The sequence below is a fragment of the Thiohalophilus sp. genome, assembly GCF_034521165.1.
In the GTDB taxonomy this organism is placed as follows: Bacteria; Pseudomonadota; Gammaproteobacteria; order UBA6429; family Thiohalophilaceae; genus Thiohalophilus.
Map to the genome: position 1 here is coordinate 44,725 of NZ_JAXHMV010000008.1, position 14,886 is coordinate 59,610.

Annotated in this window: 17 protein-coding genes; 1 reads left to right on the forward strand and 16 read right to left on the reverse strand. The window is 59.0% G+C overall.

The window, feature by feature from the left end; all coding sequences use genetic code 11:
- Nucleotide 1 precedes the first annotated feature (1 nt).
- The 15 genes from glmU to U5K34_RS04980 form a co-directional block, all read right to left on the reverse strand.
- Nucleotides 2-1,390, reverse strand: coding sequence for a bifunctional UDP-N-acetylglucosamine diphosphorylase/glucosamine-1-phosphate N-acetyltransferase GlmU (gene glmU / locus U5K34_RS04910; RefSeq protein WP_322567357.1), 1,389 nt, complete (start codon nucleotides 1,388-1,390; stop codon nucleotides 2-4).
- 26 nt (nucleotides 1,391-1,416) lie between these two features.
- Nucleotides 1,417-1,917 carry an FKBP-type peptidyl-prolyl cis-trans isomerase gene (locus U5K34_RS04915; protein WP_322567358.1) on the reverse strand — a complete coding sequence of 167 codons (501 nt, stop codon included), beginning with the start codon at nucleotides 1,915-1,917 and terminating at the stop codon, nucleotides 1,417-1,419.
- 262 nt (nucleotides 1,918-2,179) lie between these two features.
- On the reverse strand, nucleotides 2,180-2,599 hold the full coding sequence (locus U5K34_RS04920; RefSeq protein WP_322567359.1) for a F0F1 ATP synthase subunit epsilon: 420 nt from the start codon (nucleotides 2,597-2,599) through the stop codon (nucleotides 2,180-2,182).
- Nucleotides 2,600-2,617: 18 nt separating this feature from the next.
- On the reverse strand, nucleotides 2,618-3,994 hold the full coding sequence (gene atpD / locus U5K34_RS04925) for a F0F1 ATP synthase subunit beta (protein WP_322567360.1): 1,377 nt from the start codon (nucleotides 3,992-3,994) through the stop codon (nucleotides 2,618-2,620).
- A gap of 33 nt (nucleotides 3,995-4,027) precedes the next feature.
- Nucleotides 4,028-4,891, reverse strand: coding sequence for a F0F1 ATP synthase subunit gamma (gene atpG, locus U5K34_RS04930; RefSeq protein ID WP_322567361.1), 864 nt, complete (start codon nucleotides 4,889-4,891; stop codon nucleotides 4,028-4,030).
- Between the two features lie 14 nt (nucleotides 4,892-4,905).
- Nucleotides 4,906-6,447 (reverse strand): F0F1 ATP synthase subunit alpha, encoded by a 1,542-nt coding sequence (gene atpA, locus U5K34_RS04935; protein ID WP_416224037.1) that lies wholly within the window; start codon nucleotides 6,445-6,447, stop codon nucleotides 4,906-4,908.
- Nucleotides 6,448-6,471: 24 nt separating this feature from the next.
- A complete protein-coding gene (locus tag U5K34_RS04940) occupies nucleotides 6,472-7,008 on the reverse strand; it encodes a F0F1 ATP synthase subunit delta (RefSeq protein WP_322567362.1) in 537 nt (178 codons plus the stop codon).
- 16 nt (nucleotides 7,009-7,024) lie between these two features.
- Nucleotides 7,025-7,495 carry a F0F1 ATP synthase subunit B gene (locus tag U5K34_RS04945; RefSeq protein ID WP_322567363.1) on the reverse strand — a complete coding sequence of 157 codons (471 nt, stop codon included), beginning with the start codon at nucleotides 7,493-7,495 and terminating at the stop codon, nucleotides 7,025-7,027.
- Between the two features lie 60 nt (nucleotides 7,496-7,555).
- The gene (gene atpE, locus U5K34_RS04950) at nucleotides 7,556-7,789 is read right to left on the reverse strand and encodes a F0F1 ATP synthase subunit C (protein ID WP_134080306.1); all 234 of its coding nucleotides are present in this window, start codon (nucleotides 7,787-7,789) and stop codon (nucleotides 7,556-7,558) included.
- A 54-nt stretch (nucleotides 7,790-7,843) separates the two neighbouring features.
- On the reverse strand, nucleotides 7,844-8,728 hold the full coding sequence (gene atpB, locus U5K34_RS04955) for a F0F1 ATP synthase subunit A (protein WP_322567364.1): 885 nt from the start codon (nucleotides 8,726-8,728) through the stop codon (nucleotides 7,844-7,846).
- 54 nt (nucleotides 8,729-8,782) lie between these two features.
- The gene (locus U5K34_RS04960; RefSeq protein ID WP_322567365.1) at nucleotides 8,783-9,193 is read right to left on the reverse strand and encodes an ATP synthase subunit I; all 411 of its coding nucleotides are present in this window, start codon (nucleotides 9,191-9,193) and stop codon (nucleotides 8,783-8,785) included.
- A 172-nt stretch (nucleotides 9,194-9,365) separates the two neighbouring features.
- Nucleotides 9,366-10,274 (reverse strand): ParB/RepB/Spo0J family partition protein, encoded by a 909-nt coding sequence (locus U5K34_RS04965; protein WP_322567366.1) that lies wholly within the window; start codon nucleotides 10,272-10,274, stop codon nucleotides 9,366-9,368.
- Nucleotides 10,275-10,276: 2 nt separating this feature from the next.
- Nucleotides 10,277-11,098 carry a ParA family protein gene (locus tag U5K34_RS04970; RefSeq protein WP_322567367.1) on the reverse strand — a complete coding sequence of 274 codons (822 nt, stop codon included), beginning with the start codon at nucleotides 11,096-11,098 and terminating at the stop codon, nucleotides 10,277-10,279.
- A gap of 24 nt (nucleotides 11,099-11,122) precedes the next feature.
- Nucleotides 11,123-11,764: a 16S rRNA (guanine(527)-N(7))-methyltransferase RsmG gene (gene rsmG, locus U5K34_RS04975; protein WP_322567368.1), complete on the reverse strand. Its 642-nt coding sequence runs from the start codon at nucleotides 11,762-11,764 to the stop codon at nucleotides 11,123-11,125.
- Nucleotides 11,765-11,780: 16 nt separating this feature from the next.
- Complete coding sequence (locus U5K34_RS04980; RefSeq protein ID WP_322567369.1) at nucleotides 11,781-12,236, reverse strand: DUF302 domain-containing protein; 456 nt, start codon at nucleotides 12,234-12,236, stop codon at nucleotides 11,781-11,783.
- 268 nt (nucleotides 12,237-12,504) lie between these two features.
- Here U5K34_RS04980 and U5K34_RS04985 point away from each other — a divergent pair, with 268 nt between their 5' ends.
- Nucleotides 12,505-12,876 carry a response regulator gene (locus tag U5K34_RS04985; protein WP_322567370.1) on the forward strand — a complete coding sequence of 124 codons (372 nt, stop codon included), beginning with the start codon at nucleotides 12,505-12,507 and terminating at the stop codon, nucleotides 12,874-12,876.
- Nucleotides 12,877-12,879: 3 nt separating this feature from the next.
- On the opposite strand, the gene mnmG is transcribed toward U5K34_RS04985, so the two are convergent.
- A complete protein-coding gene (gene mnmG / locus U5K34_RS04990) occupies nucleotides 12,880-14,781 on the reverse strand; it encodes a tRNA uridine-5-carboxymethylaminomethyl(34) synthesis enzyme MnmG (protein ID WP_322567371.1) in 1,902 nt (633 codons plus the stop codon).
- Nucleotides 14,782-14,886: the final 105 nt, after the last annotated feature.

Below are 14,886 nucleotides of genomic sequence, written 5' to 3' on the forward strand. Positions count from 1 at the left end.
GTCACTCGTCCCTCGTCCCTCGTCCCTGTTTCGTCGGTCGCTTCCAACCCGTCACGGTTTTCTGTTTGGTTCGACTCAGGGTCAAAGCGTTTTCAGGGGCATCACTGGTCAGGGTGGTGCCGGCACCGATGGTGGCGCCGTCACCGACTTTGACCGGGGCGACCAGCTGCACGTCGGAGCCGACAAAGGCGTTGTCGCCGATTTCGGTGCGGTGCTTGTTGGCCCCATCGTAATTACAGGTGATGACCCCGGCACCGATATTACTCTGTTTGCCGATTATTGTATCGCCCACGTAACTGAGGTGATTGATCTTGCTGCCTTCGCCCACCTGGCTGTTTTTCAGTTCCACGAAGTTGCCGATATGGGTCTGCCCGGCAAGCTCGGTCCCCGGACGGATGCGGGCAAACGGGCCGATACGGCTGCCGGCGCCGATATGCGCGCCTTCGATCACGCTCATAGGCAATACCTGCACCCCGTCTTCCAGCGTACAATCTTTTAACACACAGTTGGGGCCTACCGTCACGTTGTCGGCCAGGCTGACCTCGCCTTCGACCACCAGGTTGATATCCAGCGCCACATCCTGGCCGCAATGCAGTCGTCCACGGATATCCAGCCGCGCCGGATCGGCCAGCGAGACGCCCTCGCTCATCAGTCGCGTGGCCTGTCGCAGCTGGTATTCGCGCTCCAGCGCGGCCAGTTGCTGGCGGCTGTTGACCCCGAGCACCTCGCTGACTTCAGCCGGATGACTCACCTCGATCGGCACGCCATCGGCCACCGCCATGGCGATGATATCGGTCAGGTAATATTCGCCCTGGGCATTGTTGTTATCGAGCCGGCCTAACCATTTCTTGAGCCGCCCGCCGTTGACCGCCAGGATGCCGGTATTGACCTCGGTGATACGCCGCTGCTCATCCGTGGCATCCTTGTGCTCGACGATGGCGGTGACCCGACCATGTTCGTCACGCACGATGCGCCCGTATCCGGTCGGATCGGGCAAATGCACGGTCAATAGACACAACGCCTGATCGGCATGCTCCACCAGCATGGCCAGCGTGTCGGCTTCGAGCAACGGGACATCGCCGTAGAGCACCAGCACGATTTGCTCGTCCGCCACCTGGGGCAGGGCCTGCATCACGGCATGGCCTGTGCCAAGTTGCTCGGCCTGCAGGATCCATTCGATCGATTCGTCCCCAATCTGTTGCGGGACCTGCTCGCCGCCGTGCCCGTAGATGACCCCCAGCCCGTGCGGGCGCAGCTCGCGGGCCGTCTCGATCACATGCTGTAACATCGGCCGGCCGGCCAGCGGATGCAACACCTTGGGCAGGCGCGAGCGCATGCGGGTGCCCTGCCCGGCGGCAAGGATGAGGATATTCAGTTCAGATTTGGCCATAAGGGGATTGTAACGAGTCCATCGGATCAATGCAGCGTCGGCTTCGACGTTTGCGCAGGCTCCACCGGCTGCCCGCTGTCGACTTCCTGCGCGCTCGAATCACGGATGCCGAGGATATTGATAATAAACACTACGGTCCGATCGACAAAGGGCGGGTTGCCGTCCAGTTCGATTCGCCCGTTCTCGATGCTGGTGACGCGCATGGTGACCGCCTGGCCCGTGTCGTCCCGAAACTCGGCTTCGGCGCCGATCCGCTGATACTCTTTGGGAACGTTTTTCAGATCATCGGAAAAGGTCAGACTCGGATCATAATGACCAAAGCCTTCTTCCGGGGTCAGGGTCACGGTCACCGTATCGCCCACCTGGTGGCCTTCCAGTGCCTCCATCACCCTGGGAAACATCCGTTCATCCTGATCGTGCAGATAGTCGTTGGGGATATCGGACTGCTCGAGGACCTCGCCTGCCTCGTCGGTAATCGTGTAAACAAAGGTCACGATTTTATTTTTTTCCACCCGTTCTTCAGCCATGACACCTTCTCTTAATCATAATTGCATGGGCGACTGCGGCAGAATGTCAGGTAGCGCTGTGCGCAACCTGACCTGCGCCTCTGTTCATCACTCCGACAAAAGCCGGGGCCAGATCGTCACCCCGGCGAAAGCCGGGGTCCGGATAAATCAGTTACTGGATTCCGGCTTCCGCCGGAATGACTTGATCAGTGGTACCCAAAATAGCAAAGGGGCAGTATAACAACTGCCCCTTTGCTCTGACACATCCATTGTCGGGTGACGATCAGCGTTTCTTGCGCATCTTCTGGATGGTCTGCAGCTGGGCCACCGCCTCGGCCAGTTTGGCCTGGGCCTCGGCCAGCTCCATTTCGCCGGAACGATCCTTGAGCTCCTGCTCGGCGGCCTGCTTGGCTTCCAGGGCCGCGGCTTCGTCCAGGTCGTGGGCCCGCACGGCGGTATCCGACAGCACGGTCACGTGATGCGGCTGAACCTCGAGGATCCCGCCGGAGACGTAGAAGCTTTCCTCCTCGCCACCCTCTTTGGTCACGCGGACCTCGCCGGGCTTGAGGGGGGACAGCAGCTGGGTATGGCGGGGATAGATCCCCACCTCACCGGTACTGGCCGGCGCCACCACAATTTCGGCCGTCCCGGAGAAGATCTCCGCTTCGGCGCTTACGATGTCAAGATGCATGGTCATGGCCATGTTTCACTCCTCGCCCGATTACAGGGACTTGGCTTTCTCCAGGGCTTCCTCGATGGTGCCCACCATGTAGAAGGCCTGTTCCGGGATGTTGTCGTACTCACCTTCAACAATGCCCTTGAAGCCACGGATGGTGTCTTTGAGGGAAACGTATTTACCGGGGGCGCCGGTGAACACTTCCGCCACGAAGAACGGCTGCGACAGGAAGCGCTGGATTTTACGCGCGCGGGACACAGCCAGTTTGTCTTCTTCGGACAGTTCGTCCATTCCGAGGATCGCGATGATATCCTTCAGCTCCTTGTAGCGCTGCAGGGTACCCTGGACGTTACGGGCCACGTCGTAGTGTTCCTCACCGACAACCAGCGGGTCCAGCTGGCGCGAGGTGGAATCGAGCGGATCCACCGCCGGGTAGATACCCAGCTCGGCGATCTGACGGGAGAGTACCAGGGTCGCATCCAGATGCGAGAAGGTGGTCGCCGGCGACGGGTCGGTCAAATCGTCCGCGGGAACGTAAACGGCCTGGAACGAGGTGATGGAACCGGTCTTGGTGGAGGTAATACGTTCCTGCAGGACACCCATCTCTTCCGCCAGGGTCGGCTGATAGCCTACCGCGGAGGGCATACGTCCCAGCAGGGCGGAGACTTCGGTCCCGGCCAGGGTGTAACGGTAGATGTTATCGATAAACATCAGTACGTCACGGCCTTCGTCACGGAAGTACTCGGCCATGGTCAGACCGGTCAGGGCGACACGCAGACGGTTACCCGGCGGCTCGTTCATCTGACCGTAAACCAGGGCCACCTTGTCGAGTACGCCCGATTCGGTCATTTCGTGATAGAAGTCGTTCCCTTCACGAGTACGTTCGCCGACACCCGCGAAGACGGAATAACCGCTGTGCTCCATCGCGATGTTACGAATCAGCTCCATCAGGGTTACGGTTTTACCAACACCCGCACCCCCGAACAGCCCGATTTTACCGCCCTTGGCGATGGGCATGACCAGGTCGATAACCTTGATGCCGGTTTCGAAGATTTCGATCCCGGTCGCCTGTTCGGCATAGGTCGGCGGCTTGCGATGAATCGGCATGGAATCGTCGGCACCGATCGGACCCTGTTCGTCCACCGGGTTACCCAGCACGTCCATGATGCGACCGAGGGTCTTGAGACCCACCGGCACGGTGATTGGCGCGCCGGTATTGGCCACCGCGGTTTCACGCTTGATCCCTTCCGAGCTGCCCATGGCGATGGTACGAACCACGCCGTCACCCAGCTGCTGCTGGACTTCGAGAGTCAGGCCGGTTTCCTCGACTGTCAGTGCGTCATACACTTTCGGCATCCGGTCGCGCGGGAATTCCACGTCGATGACCGCGCCGATGATTTGTACGATTTTTCCAGAACTCATTGTCAGTTCCCCTGTAACTTTGCTTGAAATCGGTTATACCGCCGCGGCGCCCGAGACGATTTCGGACAGCTCCTGGGTAATGGCGGCCTGGCGGGCCTTGTTGTAGGCCAGCTGCAGGTCATCAATCAGGTTGCCGGCATTGTCGGAAGCGGCCTTCATGGCCACCATCCGGGCCGCCATTTCGCAGGCGACGTTCTCTACAACACCTTGATAAACCTGGGATTCGATGTAACGTACCAGCAGGCCATCCAAGACTTCCTTGGCATCCGGTTCGTAAATGTAATCCCAGTGGTATTCGAGTTCTTTGTTCCGTTCGGCGGAAGCCACCGGCAGCAACTGTTCGATCGTCGGCTGCTGGGTCATGGTATTGACGAAGCGGTTATAGACCACGAACAAACGGTCGATCTCGCCGTTGTCATACGCATCCAGCATCACCTTGACAGTACCGATGACATCGGTCAGCGACGGTGCATCGCCAAGATGGGTGGTCTGCGCCTTGATGTTGCCCGTCAGCCGCTTGAAGAACGCCAGCGATTTTTGACCAATGGTGCAGAAGTCCATATCGACATTCTGTTCCTGCCACTGCTTCATGTCGTTGAGCACAGCCTTGAACATGTTGTTGTTCAGGCCGCCGCACAAACCGCGATCGGATGAAATGATGATATAACCGACCCGCTTGACATCGCGTTCCTGCAGATACGCATGGTGATATTCGGGATGGGCAAAGGCCAGATGATCGATAACACCCCGCATCTTGTCCGCGTAGGGACGAGAGCTGGCCATCCGATCCTGGGCCTTGCGCATCTTGCTTGCCGCCACCATTTCCATGGCGCTGGTGATCTTCTGCGTATTTTTAACGCTATTGATCTGAGTGCGTATTTCTTTGCCGCTCGCCATTGCGATAACCTCGCTTACCAGGTACTGGTGGCTTTGAATTTCTCGATTGCATCCTTCATGGAAGCCGCAATCTCGTCGTTGTAGTCACCACTGTCATTGATCTGCTTGAGCAGGTCCGCCTGGTTCGACTTGAGATACGCCTGCAAGGCTTTTTCGAAATCGACGATCTTCTTCACTTCGACGTCGTCCAGGTAGCCTTCATTGGCGGCGAACAGCGAAAATGCCTGTTCGGCCACGCTCATTGGCGCGTACTGATTCTGCTTCATCAGTTCGGTAACACGCTGACCACGCTCGATCTGCTTGCGGGTGGACTCGTCCAGGTCAGAAGCAAACTGGGCAAAGGCCGCCAGCTCACGATACTGGGCCAGCATCAGACGCACACCACCACCGAGTTTCTTGATGATGGCGGTCTGGGCGGCACCACCAACACGGGATACCGACAGACCGGCGTTGATCGCCGGACGGATACCCGCGTTGAACAGATCCGATTCCAGGAAGATCTGACCGTCAGTGATGGAGATAACATTGGTCGGTACGAAGGCAGACACGTCACCGGCCTGGGTTTCGATGATCGGCAGGGCGGTCAATGAACCGGTCTTGCCTTTAACTTCACCGTTGGAAGCCTTCTCGACGAATTCCTCGTTAACCCGCGCGGCACGTTCCAGCAGACGCGAATGCAGATAGAACACGTCACCGGGATAGGCTTCACGACCCGGCGGACGACGCAGCAGCAGGGAAACCTGGCGATAACCCCAGGCCTGTTTGGTCAGATCGTCGTAAATAATCAGGGCGTCTTCACCGCGGTCGCGGAAGTATTCACCCATGGAGCAACCGGCATAGGGTGCCAAAAACTGCATGGCCGCGGATTCGGAAGCGCCGGCGGCGACCACGATGGTGTGTTCCATAGCACCGTGTTCTTCCAGCTTGCGTACCACGCTGGCCACGGAAGACTGCTTCTGGCCGACGGCGACGTAGATACATTTCACGCCGGTGCCTTTCTGGTTGATGATGGCGTCGATGGCCACAGCGGTTTTACCCGTCTGGCGGTCACCGATGATCAACTCACGCTGACCGCGGCCAACCGGCACCATCGCGTCGATGGATTTGAGACCGGTCTGCACCGGCTGGTCAACCGACTTACGCCAGTACACGCCCGGGGCCACTTTTTCGACCGGGGCGGAAACCGCGTTTTCGATCGGGCCCTTGCCGTCGATGGGATTACCCAGCGCGTCGACCACGCGTCCCAGCAGGGCTTCGCCGGTCGGCACTTCCAGGATACGACCGGTACATTTGACCTTGTCGCCTTCGGTAAGATGTTCGTAGTCACCGAGGATTACCGCACCGACGGAATCGCGCTCGAGGTTGAGCGCCATACCAAAGGTGTTGCCGGGAAACTCGATCATTTCACCCGCCATGACGTCGTCGAGACCGTGAATGCGGACTACGCCATCGGCCAGGGCCACGACGGTACCTTCATTGCGAGCTTCAGAAGCGGCTTCGAAACCTTCGATGCGCTTCTTGATCAGCTCGCTGATTTCAGATGGATTCAGTTGCATGATTGATATCCTTGTTGAAAGCCTTTAATGCGTCAGTGTGTTGGTCAGCCGCTCCAGCTGACCGGTGACAGAAGCATCAATGACCAGGTCTCCGGCGCGGATGATCGCACCACCTATGAGTGACTCATCGGTCTTGTTGACCAGTGTCACTTCACGACCCAGACGGTTTTTCAACGCGGCGATCATGGCCTGCTGTTGATCGTCAGAGAGCGGATAGGGCGTCGTCACTTCCGCTTCAACCGTCTTTTCTGCTTCTGCGCGTTGTTCTTCGAACTGCTCGGCAATTTCGGGAAGTACATCCAGGCGTTTGTTATCCGCCAGAACCTTGAGCAGGTTGCTGCCATCTGCGGTGAGCTTGTCACCGCAGATATCGACGAACAGCTTGACCTTTGCGTCCTTGCTGACTTCCGGGCTGCCGACCAGATCCATCGCGGCATCATCCGCCGCCACGGCGGCCAGCCACTGCAGCATCTCGGACCATTCTTTTAATTTGCCCTGCTGCTTTGCCAGATCGAACGCGGCCTGCGCATAGGGGCGTGCAATGGTGCTTTTTTCTGCCATAGTTCAGACCCCTGGATTAAATTTGCGCGACCAGATCCTTGAGCAGATCTTCGTTGGCCTTGGCATCGATCTCACGCTTGAGGATCTTGCCGGCGCCGCTAACCGCCAGTGAAGCGACCTGGCCACGCAGTTCTTCGCGGGCGCGGTTAACTTCCTGTTCGATTTCGGCCTGGGCCGTTGCAATGATGCGTTCGCCTTCGCTGCGCGCGGTTTCTTTGGACTCTTCAACAATCTCGGAAGCACGCTTCTGAGCCTGGTTGATAATGTCCTGAGCCTGCTGTTTGGCTTCGTGCAGAACTTCTGCCGCCTTCTTTTCAGCCAGCTCTTTCTCATGCGCGCCGCGCTCGGCTGCGGCAAGGCCATCGGCTATCTTTTTCTTGCGCTCGTTCAGCGCGCTCATGATCGGTGGCCACACGAATTTCATGCAGAACCACACGAACACGATGAACGTAATCGTTTGGCCTATGAGAGTTAAGTTGATATTCATCGCCAGAACCTTGGTTGATTAGTTCGAATGTCTGTCTCGGTTACTCGACTATTCTTAAACTTAGGCAGCAACGGCGAACAGAATATACAGGGCGATACCCACGGCGATCATCGGAACCGCGTCGGTCAGACCCATGACGATGAAGAACTGGGTACGCAGCATCGGAATCAGTTCCGGCTGACGGGCAGCACCTTCAAGGAAACGACCGCCCAGAACACCGATACCAACCGCGGCACCCAGTGCACCCAGACCCAACATCAGAGAACCTGCGATGTATAACAGAGCTTGTTCCATTGTTTTCTCCTGTAGCTTTAAACGTTAAATAACAAAAAATAAAAACTTTTTACGTCAGTGTTCCGACTGCGCCATATCCAGATATACGATGGTCAGGGTCATGAAGATGAATGCCTGCAGCGTAATGATCAGAATATGGAAAATGGCCCAACCCAGTTGCAGGAAGCCGCCAAAAATGCCCATCGCCAGACCGCCGCTGTACATCAGCGCGATCAGAATGAAGATCATCTCACCCGCGTACATGTTGCCGAACAGTCGCAGGGCCAGTGAAATCGGCTTGGAAATCAAGGACACGAATTCCAGAATAAAGTTGACCGGGATAAACAGCGCCTGCACCAGCGGATTCTTGGCCTGGAACGGCATCATGGTCAGCTCGCCCAGGAAACCGCCGACGCCCTTGTTGGCGATGCTGTAGTGCAAAATCAGATAGAACACCGCTAAGGCCATACCGAAGGTGGCATTCGGATCGGTGGTGGAAACCACCTTGAAGTAAACGTGATGGGGATCGACGCCGAACACGCTGGAGCCGACCCAGCCGGCCAGCGAGGGCAGCCAGTCGACCGGCACCAGATCCATCAGATTCATCAAAAAGATCCAGATGAAAATGGTCAGGGCCAGCGGTGCGACCAGATTGTTCTTGCCACTGAAAGAACCACGCACGCTGGTGTCGATAAATTCGGAAATCCATTCGACAAAGTTCTGCCAGCCGCTCGGGGTTTCGGCACTGGCGGTTTTGGCCGCCTTGCGGAACAGCCATAAAAACAGGGCGCCGAGGACGATGGACCAGAGCATGGTATCGACATGGATTGCCCAGAAACCCATTTCCCGGGCTTCGGCCGCGCTATGGGCGAAGCCCCAGCTGCCGTCGGGATGCTGGCCATAGGTCCAGTTCTGTAAATGGTGCTGTATATACTCTTTTGAAGTTAATTCGCTTGCCATTGTTGTGTCGGATCCAAATTTTATAACGTGAAATCTTGTGCCCCGGTCGCCAATTTAGCGGGCGCGCAACGGACGGGCGAAAAAATAGCCGAGCTGGGCAGCGATAAAGCCGATCAGAATCCCCATCGCTTCGAGCTCCAGTACCACCATGCCAAGCGCCAGTCCGCCGATGATGGTAAGCAGGCGGAACAGGGTGGCCTTGTAAAACTCGGCCATGCGCAGCACATTATTATCAGCCGCTGCATTATCGGACTCTGTTGCCAGACTTATCCGCCAGGCACCCGCCAGGGCACCGGCGATACCCACGGCGCCACCAAACAGTGTCGCCAGAGTGAAATCCATTCCCTTTTGCAGGAACATCACGATTGCGGCTGCCGTGGTCAGCACCACCTGAATCAGGATCAACCTCAGGAGCGTACGTCGGAAGGCAATCTTCGCCGCATTGGGCATGCCGAAGTGGGTCACTTGGTGCCTGCCCTCCGAGCGGAACCTCAGGTATCAAGGGCGCGTAGTATATGGGGTCGACCCGACAGGGTCAATGATGGGCACATCACCAGAGTTTATCCGCCTTTTTATAAAAACGGTTAATTTTCAATGGCTAACGTGAGGTATAGCGAAACCGGTATAGCGCTAATCACTATTTAATATGAGCCAGGATGCCGTCCAGTTCATCCAGACTATTGTATTGAATAATCAACTTGCCCTTGCCTTTATTATCGCCCTGGATCTGTACTCTGGCGCCGAGCTTTTCCGACAGATCGTCTTCGAAGCGACGAATGTCGGGGTCCTTGTTCTGGTTCGACTTTTTGGGTTTGGCCGGTTGCGAAAGCTTACGCACCAGGTTTTCGGTCTCGCGCACCGACAAACCACGCTGGGCCACTTGCCGTGCCGCCTCGATCTGGGCACCCCCCTGCAGGGCCAGCAGGGCCCGGGCGTGGCCCATCTCCATCTGTTCCGATTCCAGCAGTTCCTTCACCGCCGGCTCCAGACTCAGCAGGCGCAGCAGATTGGACACGGCGGCCCGCGAGCGGCCGACCGCATCGGCGGTTTGCTGATGGGTCAGGCCGAATTCCTCGATTAGCCGCTGCAGAGCCATCGACTCCTCGATGGGATTGAGCTCCTCGCGCTGGATATTTTCGATCAGCCCCATGGCCATGGCGGCCTGATCGGGCACATCGCGCACGACCGCCGGAATCTCGTGCAACCCGGCCAGTTGCGAGGCGCGCCAGCGGCGTTCACCGGCGATCAGTTCGAAGTGACCGGCCTGGCTGTGCGGGCGTACCACGATGGGCTGGACCACCCCCTGGGCTTTGATGGAGTCGGCCAGCTCCTGCAGACTCTCTTCGGGAAAATCGTGCCGCGGCTGATAACGGCTTTTATGAATCACATCCACCGGCAGCATGCGCAGGTGATCGCCCTGGGGATGTTGATCGGGCTCGGGCAGGGCGACCTCACCTTCTTCGGTGGTCGTTTGCACCGGCGGCGAGGCGGCCGCCCCCAGCAGCGCATCGAGTCCGCGACCCAGTCCGCGTTTCTTACCGGCCATGATTAACCTGCTCCTCCGGCACTCGTGCCCAGGATACTGGCTTCCCGGGTGCCCAGCCCGCCCTGATCCTTGCGTAGGATCTCCCCGGCCAGGGCCAGATAGGCGAGCGCGCCACGCGAGCTCTTGTCGTAATTGATCACCGGCAGGCCGTGACTGGGAGCTTCGGCCAGGCGCACGTTGCGCGGGATCACCGTGCGATAAACCTGCTGCGGAAAATGGAAAATCAGCTGCCCGGAAACGTCGTTGGCCAGATTGTTCCGCGGATCGAACATGGTGCGCAGCAAGCCTTCCACTTTCAGTTCCGGATTGACGCTGTTACGAATACGTTCGATGGTATTGAGCAGGGCCGACAACCCCTCCAGCGCATAGTACTCGCACTGCATCGGGATCATGACCGACTGGGCCGCCACCAGGGCATTGAGGGTCAGCATGTTCAGCGAGGGCGGGCAATCGATCAGGATGTAATCGTACTGATCGCGGACATTTTTAAGACAATCACGTAATTTACGCTCACGATCGGGGCTGTTCATCAGCGCAACTTCCGCCGCGGTCAGATCGCTGTTGGCCGGCAGCACGTCATAGCCAATGCCCTCCGGACGCTGCAGAATCTGTTCGACCCCCGCCTCGTCCAGCAGCAGATCGCAGGTGGTCAGGGGCAGGTTGCTTTTGTCCAGCCCGCTGCCCATGGTGGCGTTGCCCTGCGGATCGAGATCCACCAGCAGGATCCGGCGCTTGGTCGCAGCCAGGGAGGCGGCCAGGTTGATACAGGTGGTGGTCTTGCCGACCCCGCCTTTTTGATTGGCAATGGCAATGGTTCTGCCCATGTTCTGATTCCCCTGTATACCGGCTCAGTGCCGGCCGGCGACATGCCGGACCACTAACAGATGACGCTCCGCTTCCAGTCCGGGGACGCGTAATGAATGGCTCGCTTCCAGCTCGAAATCCGCACTCAGATCATCGAGCTCCGCCACCGGGTAGGCCCCTTTCATGATCAGAAACCGGCCGTCGGGCCGGCACAGATGGCGCGCGCCTCGCACCAGCTCCCCGAGGGTCGCATAGGCACGTGCAATGATAGTATCGAAGCCCGGTGAGGATTGGAACTGCTCCACCCGCGAATGTACCACAGTTACATTTTCCAGCCCCAGCTGGGCCACGGCCTGGCGCATAAAACGGACCTTTTTGCCGTTGCTGTCGAGCAGGGTGAACTGTCGCGCGGGACAGGCCAGTGCCAGCGGAATGCCGGGCAGACCGGCGCCACTGCCCACATCGAGAATCTGCTCACCCTGCAGATAGGGCATCACCACCAGCGAATCCATCAGATGCCGGGGGATCATCTGCGCCGGCTGGCGCACCGCTGTCAGATTGTAAGCATGGTTCCACTTATCCAGTAAGGCAATGAAATCCAGCAGTTTTTGTTGAGCCTGCGGCGGCAGGGAGAAGGGCAATTCTCCCGCCCGCCGCGACAGCTGATCCGACAGTGTTTTGTCCACTGTGCGGCGTTCCGATCTAGCGGGCGATCGCCGCGTCGCTCAGCTTGTCGAGCGCGCCCTGCATCCTGGCAATGATCTCGGAACGGTTGCTAATGCCGTGGCGATCGGCGATGTACTGCGGATCGTTATAGCCCAGCCAGACCTGCCCGTTTTCATCTTTCCAGGCCAGCGCCTTCATCGGCAGATCGATCCCGGCGGTTTGCTGGCTGGTGAACATGTGACTGCCCAGCGCCGGGTTGCCGAACAGCAACAGCTCGGTATCGCGCAACGGAATATCGACTCCGGCGGCTTTTTCGGCGTGGTTCCAGCGGGTGACGATGCCGATGCCTTTTTTCTTCAGCACGTTCTCCAGCCGATCGAGGGTTTCGGCGGCGCTGTGCGGACTTTGCTTGACCACCAGTCCCGGCACATCCCCGGCCCAGGCGGCCGGCAGCAGACAAAGCCCCAGAATAAAGACAGTTAGACGTTTCATGGAATTTCCTCCTCCAGTTGGATTGTTGTTATGGCGAAGCCGACGGTGGCGGGGGCACCAGAGATAACCCGACTTCGCCGCAGACCTTCTCCCGGTCTGTCGTCGGCCATTGTAAAGATCCAGACCCCGGCTGCCCATCGCCCCGCCATCATTTATCCCTGGCGGCTAAAACCCCTAAATCATCACGGGATTGTGCCGATAGCCAACCAAAGCACCGTCACGGCGGCCGTACCCGGCAAACGTCGTGCGAATCAAGTCGAGGTAACTTATGGCTCGCAAACACATTCTGATAGTCGATGACTCCCCCACCGATGTGCAGGCCCTGACGGATCAGCTCGGCCAGATTGGCGATTTCGAGATCAGTGTCGCCACCGATGGCGAGGAGGGAGTCAAAAAGGCAAACGACCTGCTCCCGGATCTGATCCTCATGGACATTGTGATGCCCGGCATGAACGGCTTTCGCGCCACGCGTGAAATCACCCGCACAGAAAAGACCGCCCATATTCCGGTGCTGATCGTCACCACCAAGGAACAGATGTCGGACAATATCTGGGCGATTCGACAGGGGGCCTGCGGCTTTTTGAACAAGCCGGTGGATCTACAGGAGCTGAAGCCGCTGGTGGAGGAAGCGCTGGCCTGAGACTCAGCCGGCCGCCCGCTCGGCCGACTTGCCGGCGTCTCGCTTTTTCAGATGTACCAGCAGCAGGGAGATCGCCGCCGGCGTGACCCCGGAAATCCGCGCCGCCTGACCGATCGTCGCCGGACGAATCCGGTTGAGCTTCTCGCAAACCTCGGCGGACAGGCCCTTGACCGCGTGATAGTCCATATCCAGCGGCAGCGCGGTCGCTTCATTACGCCGCTGGCGGGCGATCTCCGTCTGCTGGCGCTCGATATAACCGGCGTACTTGGCCTGGATCTCCACCTGTTCGGCGACCACCGGATCCGGGGCACACTCGTCACCATCCGTCAGCAAAGCCAGATCGGCATAACGCACTTCGGGGCGGCGCAGCAAATCGTGCAGGGTCGCCTCGCGCGACAGTTTCTTGCCCAGCAGCTGTTCCTGTTTTTGTGTCGGGAGCTTGTCCGGGTGCACCCAGGTCGAACGCAGTCGTTGCAGCTCTTGTTCGACTGCCTCGCGTTTTTGTTCGAACGCGGTCCAGCGCGCGTCGTCGATCAGCCCCAGTTCGCGGCCTTTTTCGGTCAGGCGCAGATCGGCGTTGTCCTCGCGCAACATCAGGCGGTACTCGGCGCGACTGGTGAACATGCGATAGGGCTCCTGGGTCCCGGCGGTGATCAGATCGTCCACCAGCACGCCCAGATAGGCTTCGTCGCGCGCCGGGCACCAGGGTTCTTTATCCTGGATCTGCAGGGCCGCATTGATCCCGGCCAGCAGCCCCTGGGCGGCGGCCTCTTCATAACCGGTGGTCCCGTTGATCTGCCCGGCGAAGAACAGCCCCGGCAGATGTTTGGTTTCCAATGACGATTTCAGATCGCGTGGGTCGAAATAGTCGTATTCGATGGCGTAACCGGGGCGGGTAATGTGGGCGTTTTCGAAGCCTTTGATCGAGCGCACCAGATCCAGCTGCACATCAAAGGGCAAACTGGTGGAGATGCCATTGGGATAGACTTCGTGGGTACTCAGGCCTTCGGGCTCGACAAATACCTGGTGGGCGTTTTTATCCGCGAAGCGCACCACCTTGTCCTCGATGGACGGGCAGTAACGCGGCCCGACCCCTTCGATCTCGCCGCTGTACATGGGCGAGCGATCCAGTCCGCCGCGGATGATGTCGTGGGTCTGCTCACTGGTGTAGGTGATATGGCAGGGCACCTGCGCCGGATGTTCTTCGGCTCGACCCATATACGAGAAGACCGGCACCGGATCATCGCCATGCTGGGTTTCCAGTTGGGAAAAATCGAGGCTCTTGCCATCCAGGCGCGGCGGGGTGCCGGTCTTGAGCCGATCGACCGTGAAGGGCCGCTCGCGCAGGCGCCGCGACAGCGCATTGGCCGGCGGATCACCGGCCCGGCCGCCTTCGTAATTGGACTCACCGATATGGATGCGCCCGCCCAGGAAGGTACCGACGGTCAGCACCACCGCCCCGGCGGCAAATTTCAAACCCATCTGGGTCTCGACCCCGACCACCCGATCGCCCTCGACGATCAGATCCTCCACCGCCTGCTGGAACAGGGTCAGGTTGGGGGTGATCTCCAGCGCCAGGCGGACCGCCTGTTTATACAGGGCGCGGTCGGCCTGGGCGCGGGTGGCGCGCACCGCCGGGCCCTTGCTGGCGTTGAGGATGCGAAACTGGATCCCGGCCCGATCGGTGGCGCGGGCCATCAGCCCGCCCAGCGCGTCCACTTCCTTGACCAGGTGACCCTTGCCGATACCGCCGATGGCCGGATTGCAGCTCATCTGGCCCAGGGTCTCGATGTTGTGGGTCAGCAATAATGTGCGCACACCGGCCCGGGCCGCGGCCAGCGCCGCCTCGGTCCCGGCGTGGCCGCCACCCACTACGATGACATCGAATTTATCCTGATAAAACATGTGCCTGAAGCCTGATGAATCGGGTGAGATATTGTACGCGGCTGTTTACTATTTCGCCATCGGGCAAATACTCTGGCGGGCGCAGCCTGTGGCCCGGAACGACGA

Bases quoted from the DNA above. Each gene is read 5' to 3' on its own strand.
- U5K34_RS04980 (WP_322567369.1), bottom strand. From the start codon at position 12,236: ATGAAACGTCTAACTGTCTTTATTCTGGGGCTTTGTCTGCTGCCGGCC.
- U5K34_RS04915 (WP_322567358.1), bottom strand. From the start codon at position 1,917: ATGGCTGAAGAACGGGTGGAAAAAAATAAAATCGTGACCTTTGTTTAC.
- U5K34_RS04965 (WP_322567366.1), bottom strand. From the start codon at position 10,274: ATGGCCGGTAAGAAACGCGGACTGGGTCGCGGACTCGATGCGCTGCTG.
- U5K34_RS04945 (WP_322567363.1), bottom strand. From the start codon at position 7,495: ATGAATATCAACTTAACTCTCATAGGCCAAACGATTACGTTCATCGTG.
- atpD (WP_322567360.1), bottom strand. From the start codon at position 3,994: ATGAGTTCTGGAAAAATCGTACAAATCATCGGCGCGGTCATCGACGTG.
- atpE (WP_134080306.1), bottom strand. From the start codon at position 7,789: ATGGAACAAGCTCTGTTATACATCGCAGGTTCTCTGATGTTGGGTCTG.
- mnmG (WP_322567371.1), bottom strand. From the start codon at position 14,781: ATGTTTTATCAGGATAAATTCGATGTCATCGTAGTGGGTGGCGGCCAC.
- U5K34_RS04970 (WP_322567367.1), bottom strand. From the start codon at position 11,098: ATGGGCAGAACCATTGCCATTGCCAATCAAAAAGGCGGGGTCGGCAAG.
- U5K34_RS04985 (WP_322567370.1), top strand. From the start codon at position 12,505: ATGGCTCGCAAACACATTCTGATAGTCGATGACTCCCCCACCGATGTG.
- atpG (WP_322567361.1), bottom strand. From the start codon at position 4,891: ATGGCGAGCGGCAAAGAAATACGCACTCAGATCAATAGCGTTAAAAAT.
- atpB (WP_322567364.1), bottom strand. From the start codon at position 8,728: ATGGCAAGCGAATTAACTTCAAAAGAGTATATACAGCACCATTTACAG.
- glmU (WP_322567357.1), bottom strand. From the start codon at position 1,390: ATGGCCAAATCTGAACTGAATATCCTCATCCTTGCCGCCGGGCAGGGC.
- U5K34_RS04920 (WP_322567359.1), bottom strand. From the start codon at position 2,599: ATGGCCATGACCATGCATCTTGACATCGTAAGCGCCGAAGCGGAGATC.
- atpA (WP_416224037.1), bottom strand. From the start codon at position 6,447: ATGCAACTGAATCCATCTGAAATCAGCGAGCTGATCAAGAAGCGCATC.
- U5K34_RS04940 (WP_322567362.1), bottom strand. From the start codon at position 7,008: ATGGCAGAAAAAAGCACCATTGCACGCCCCTATGCGCAGGCCGCGTTC.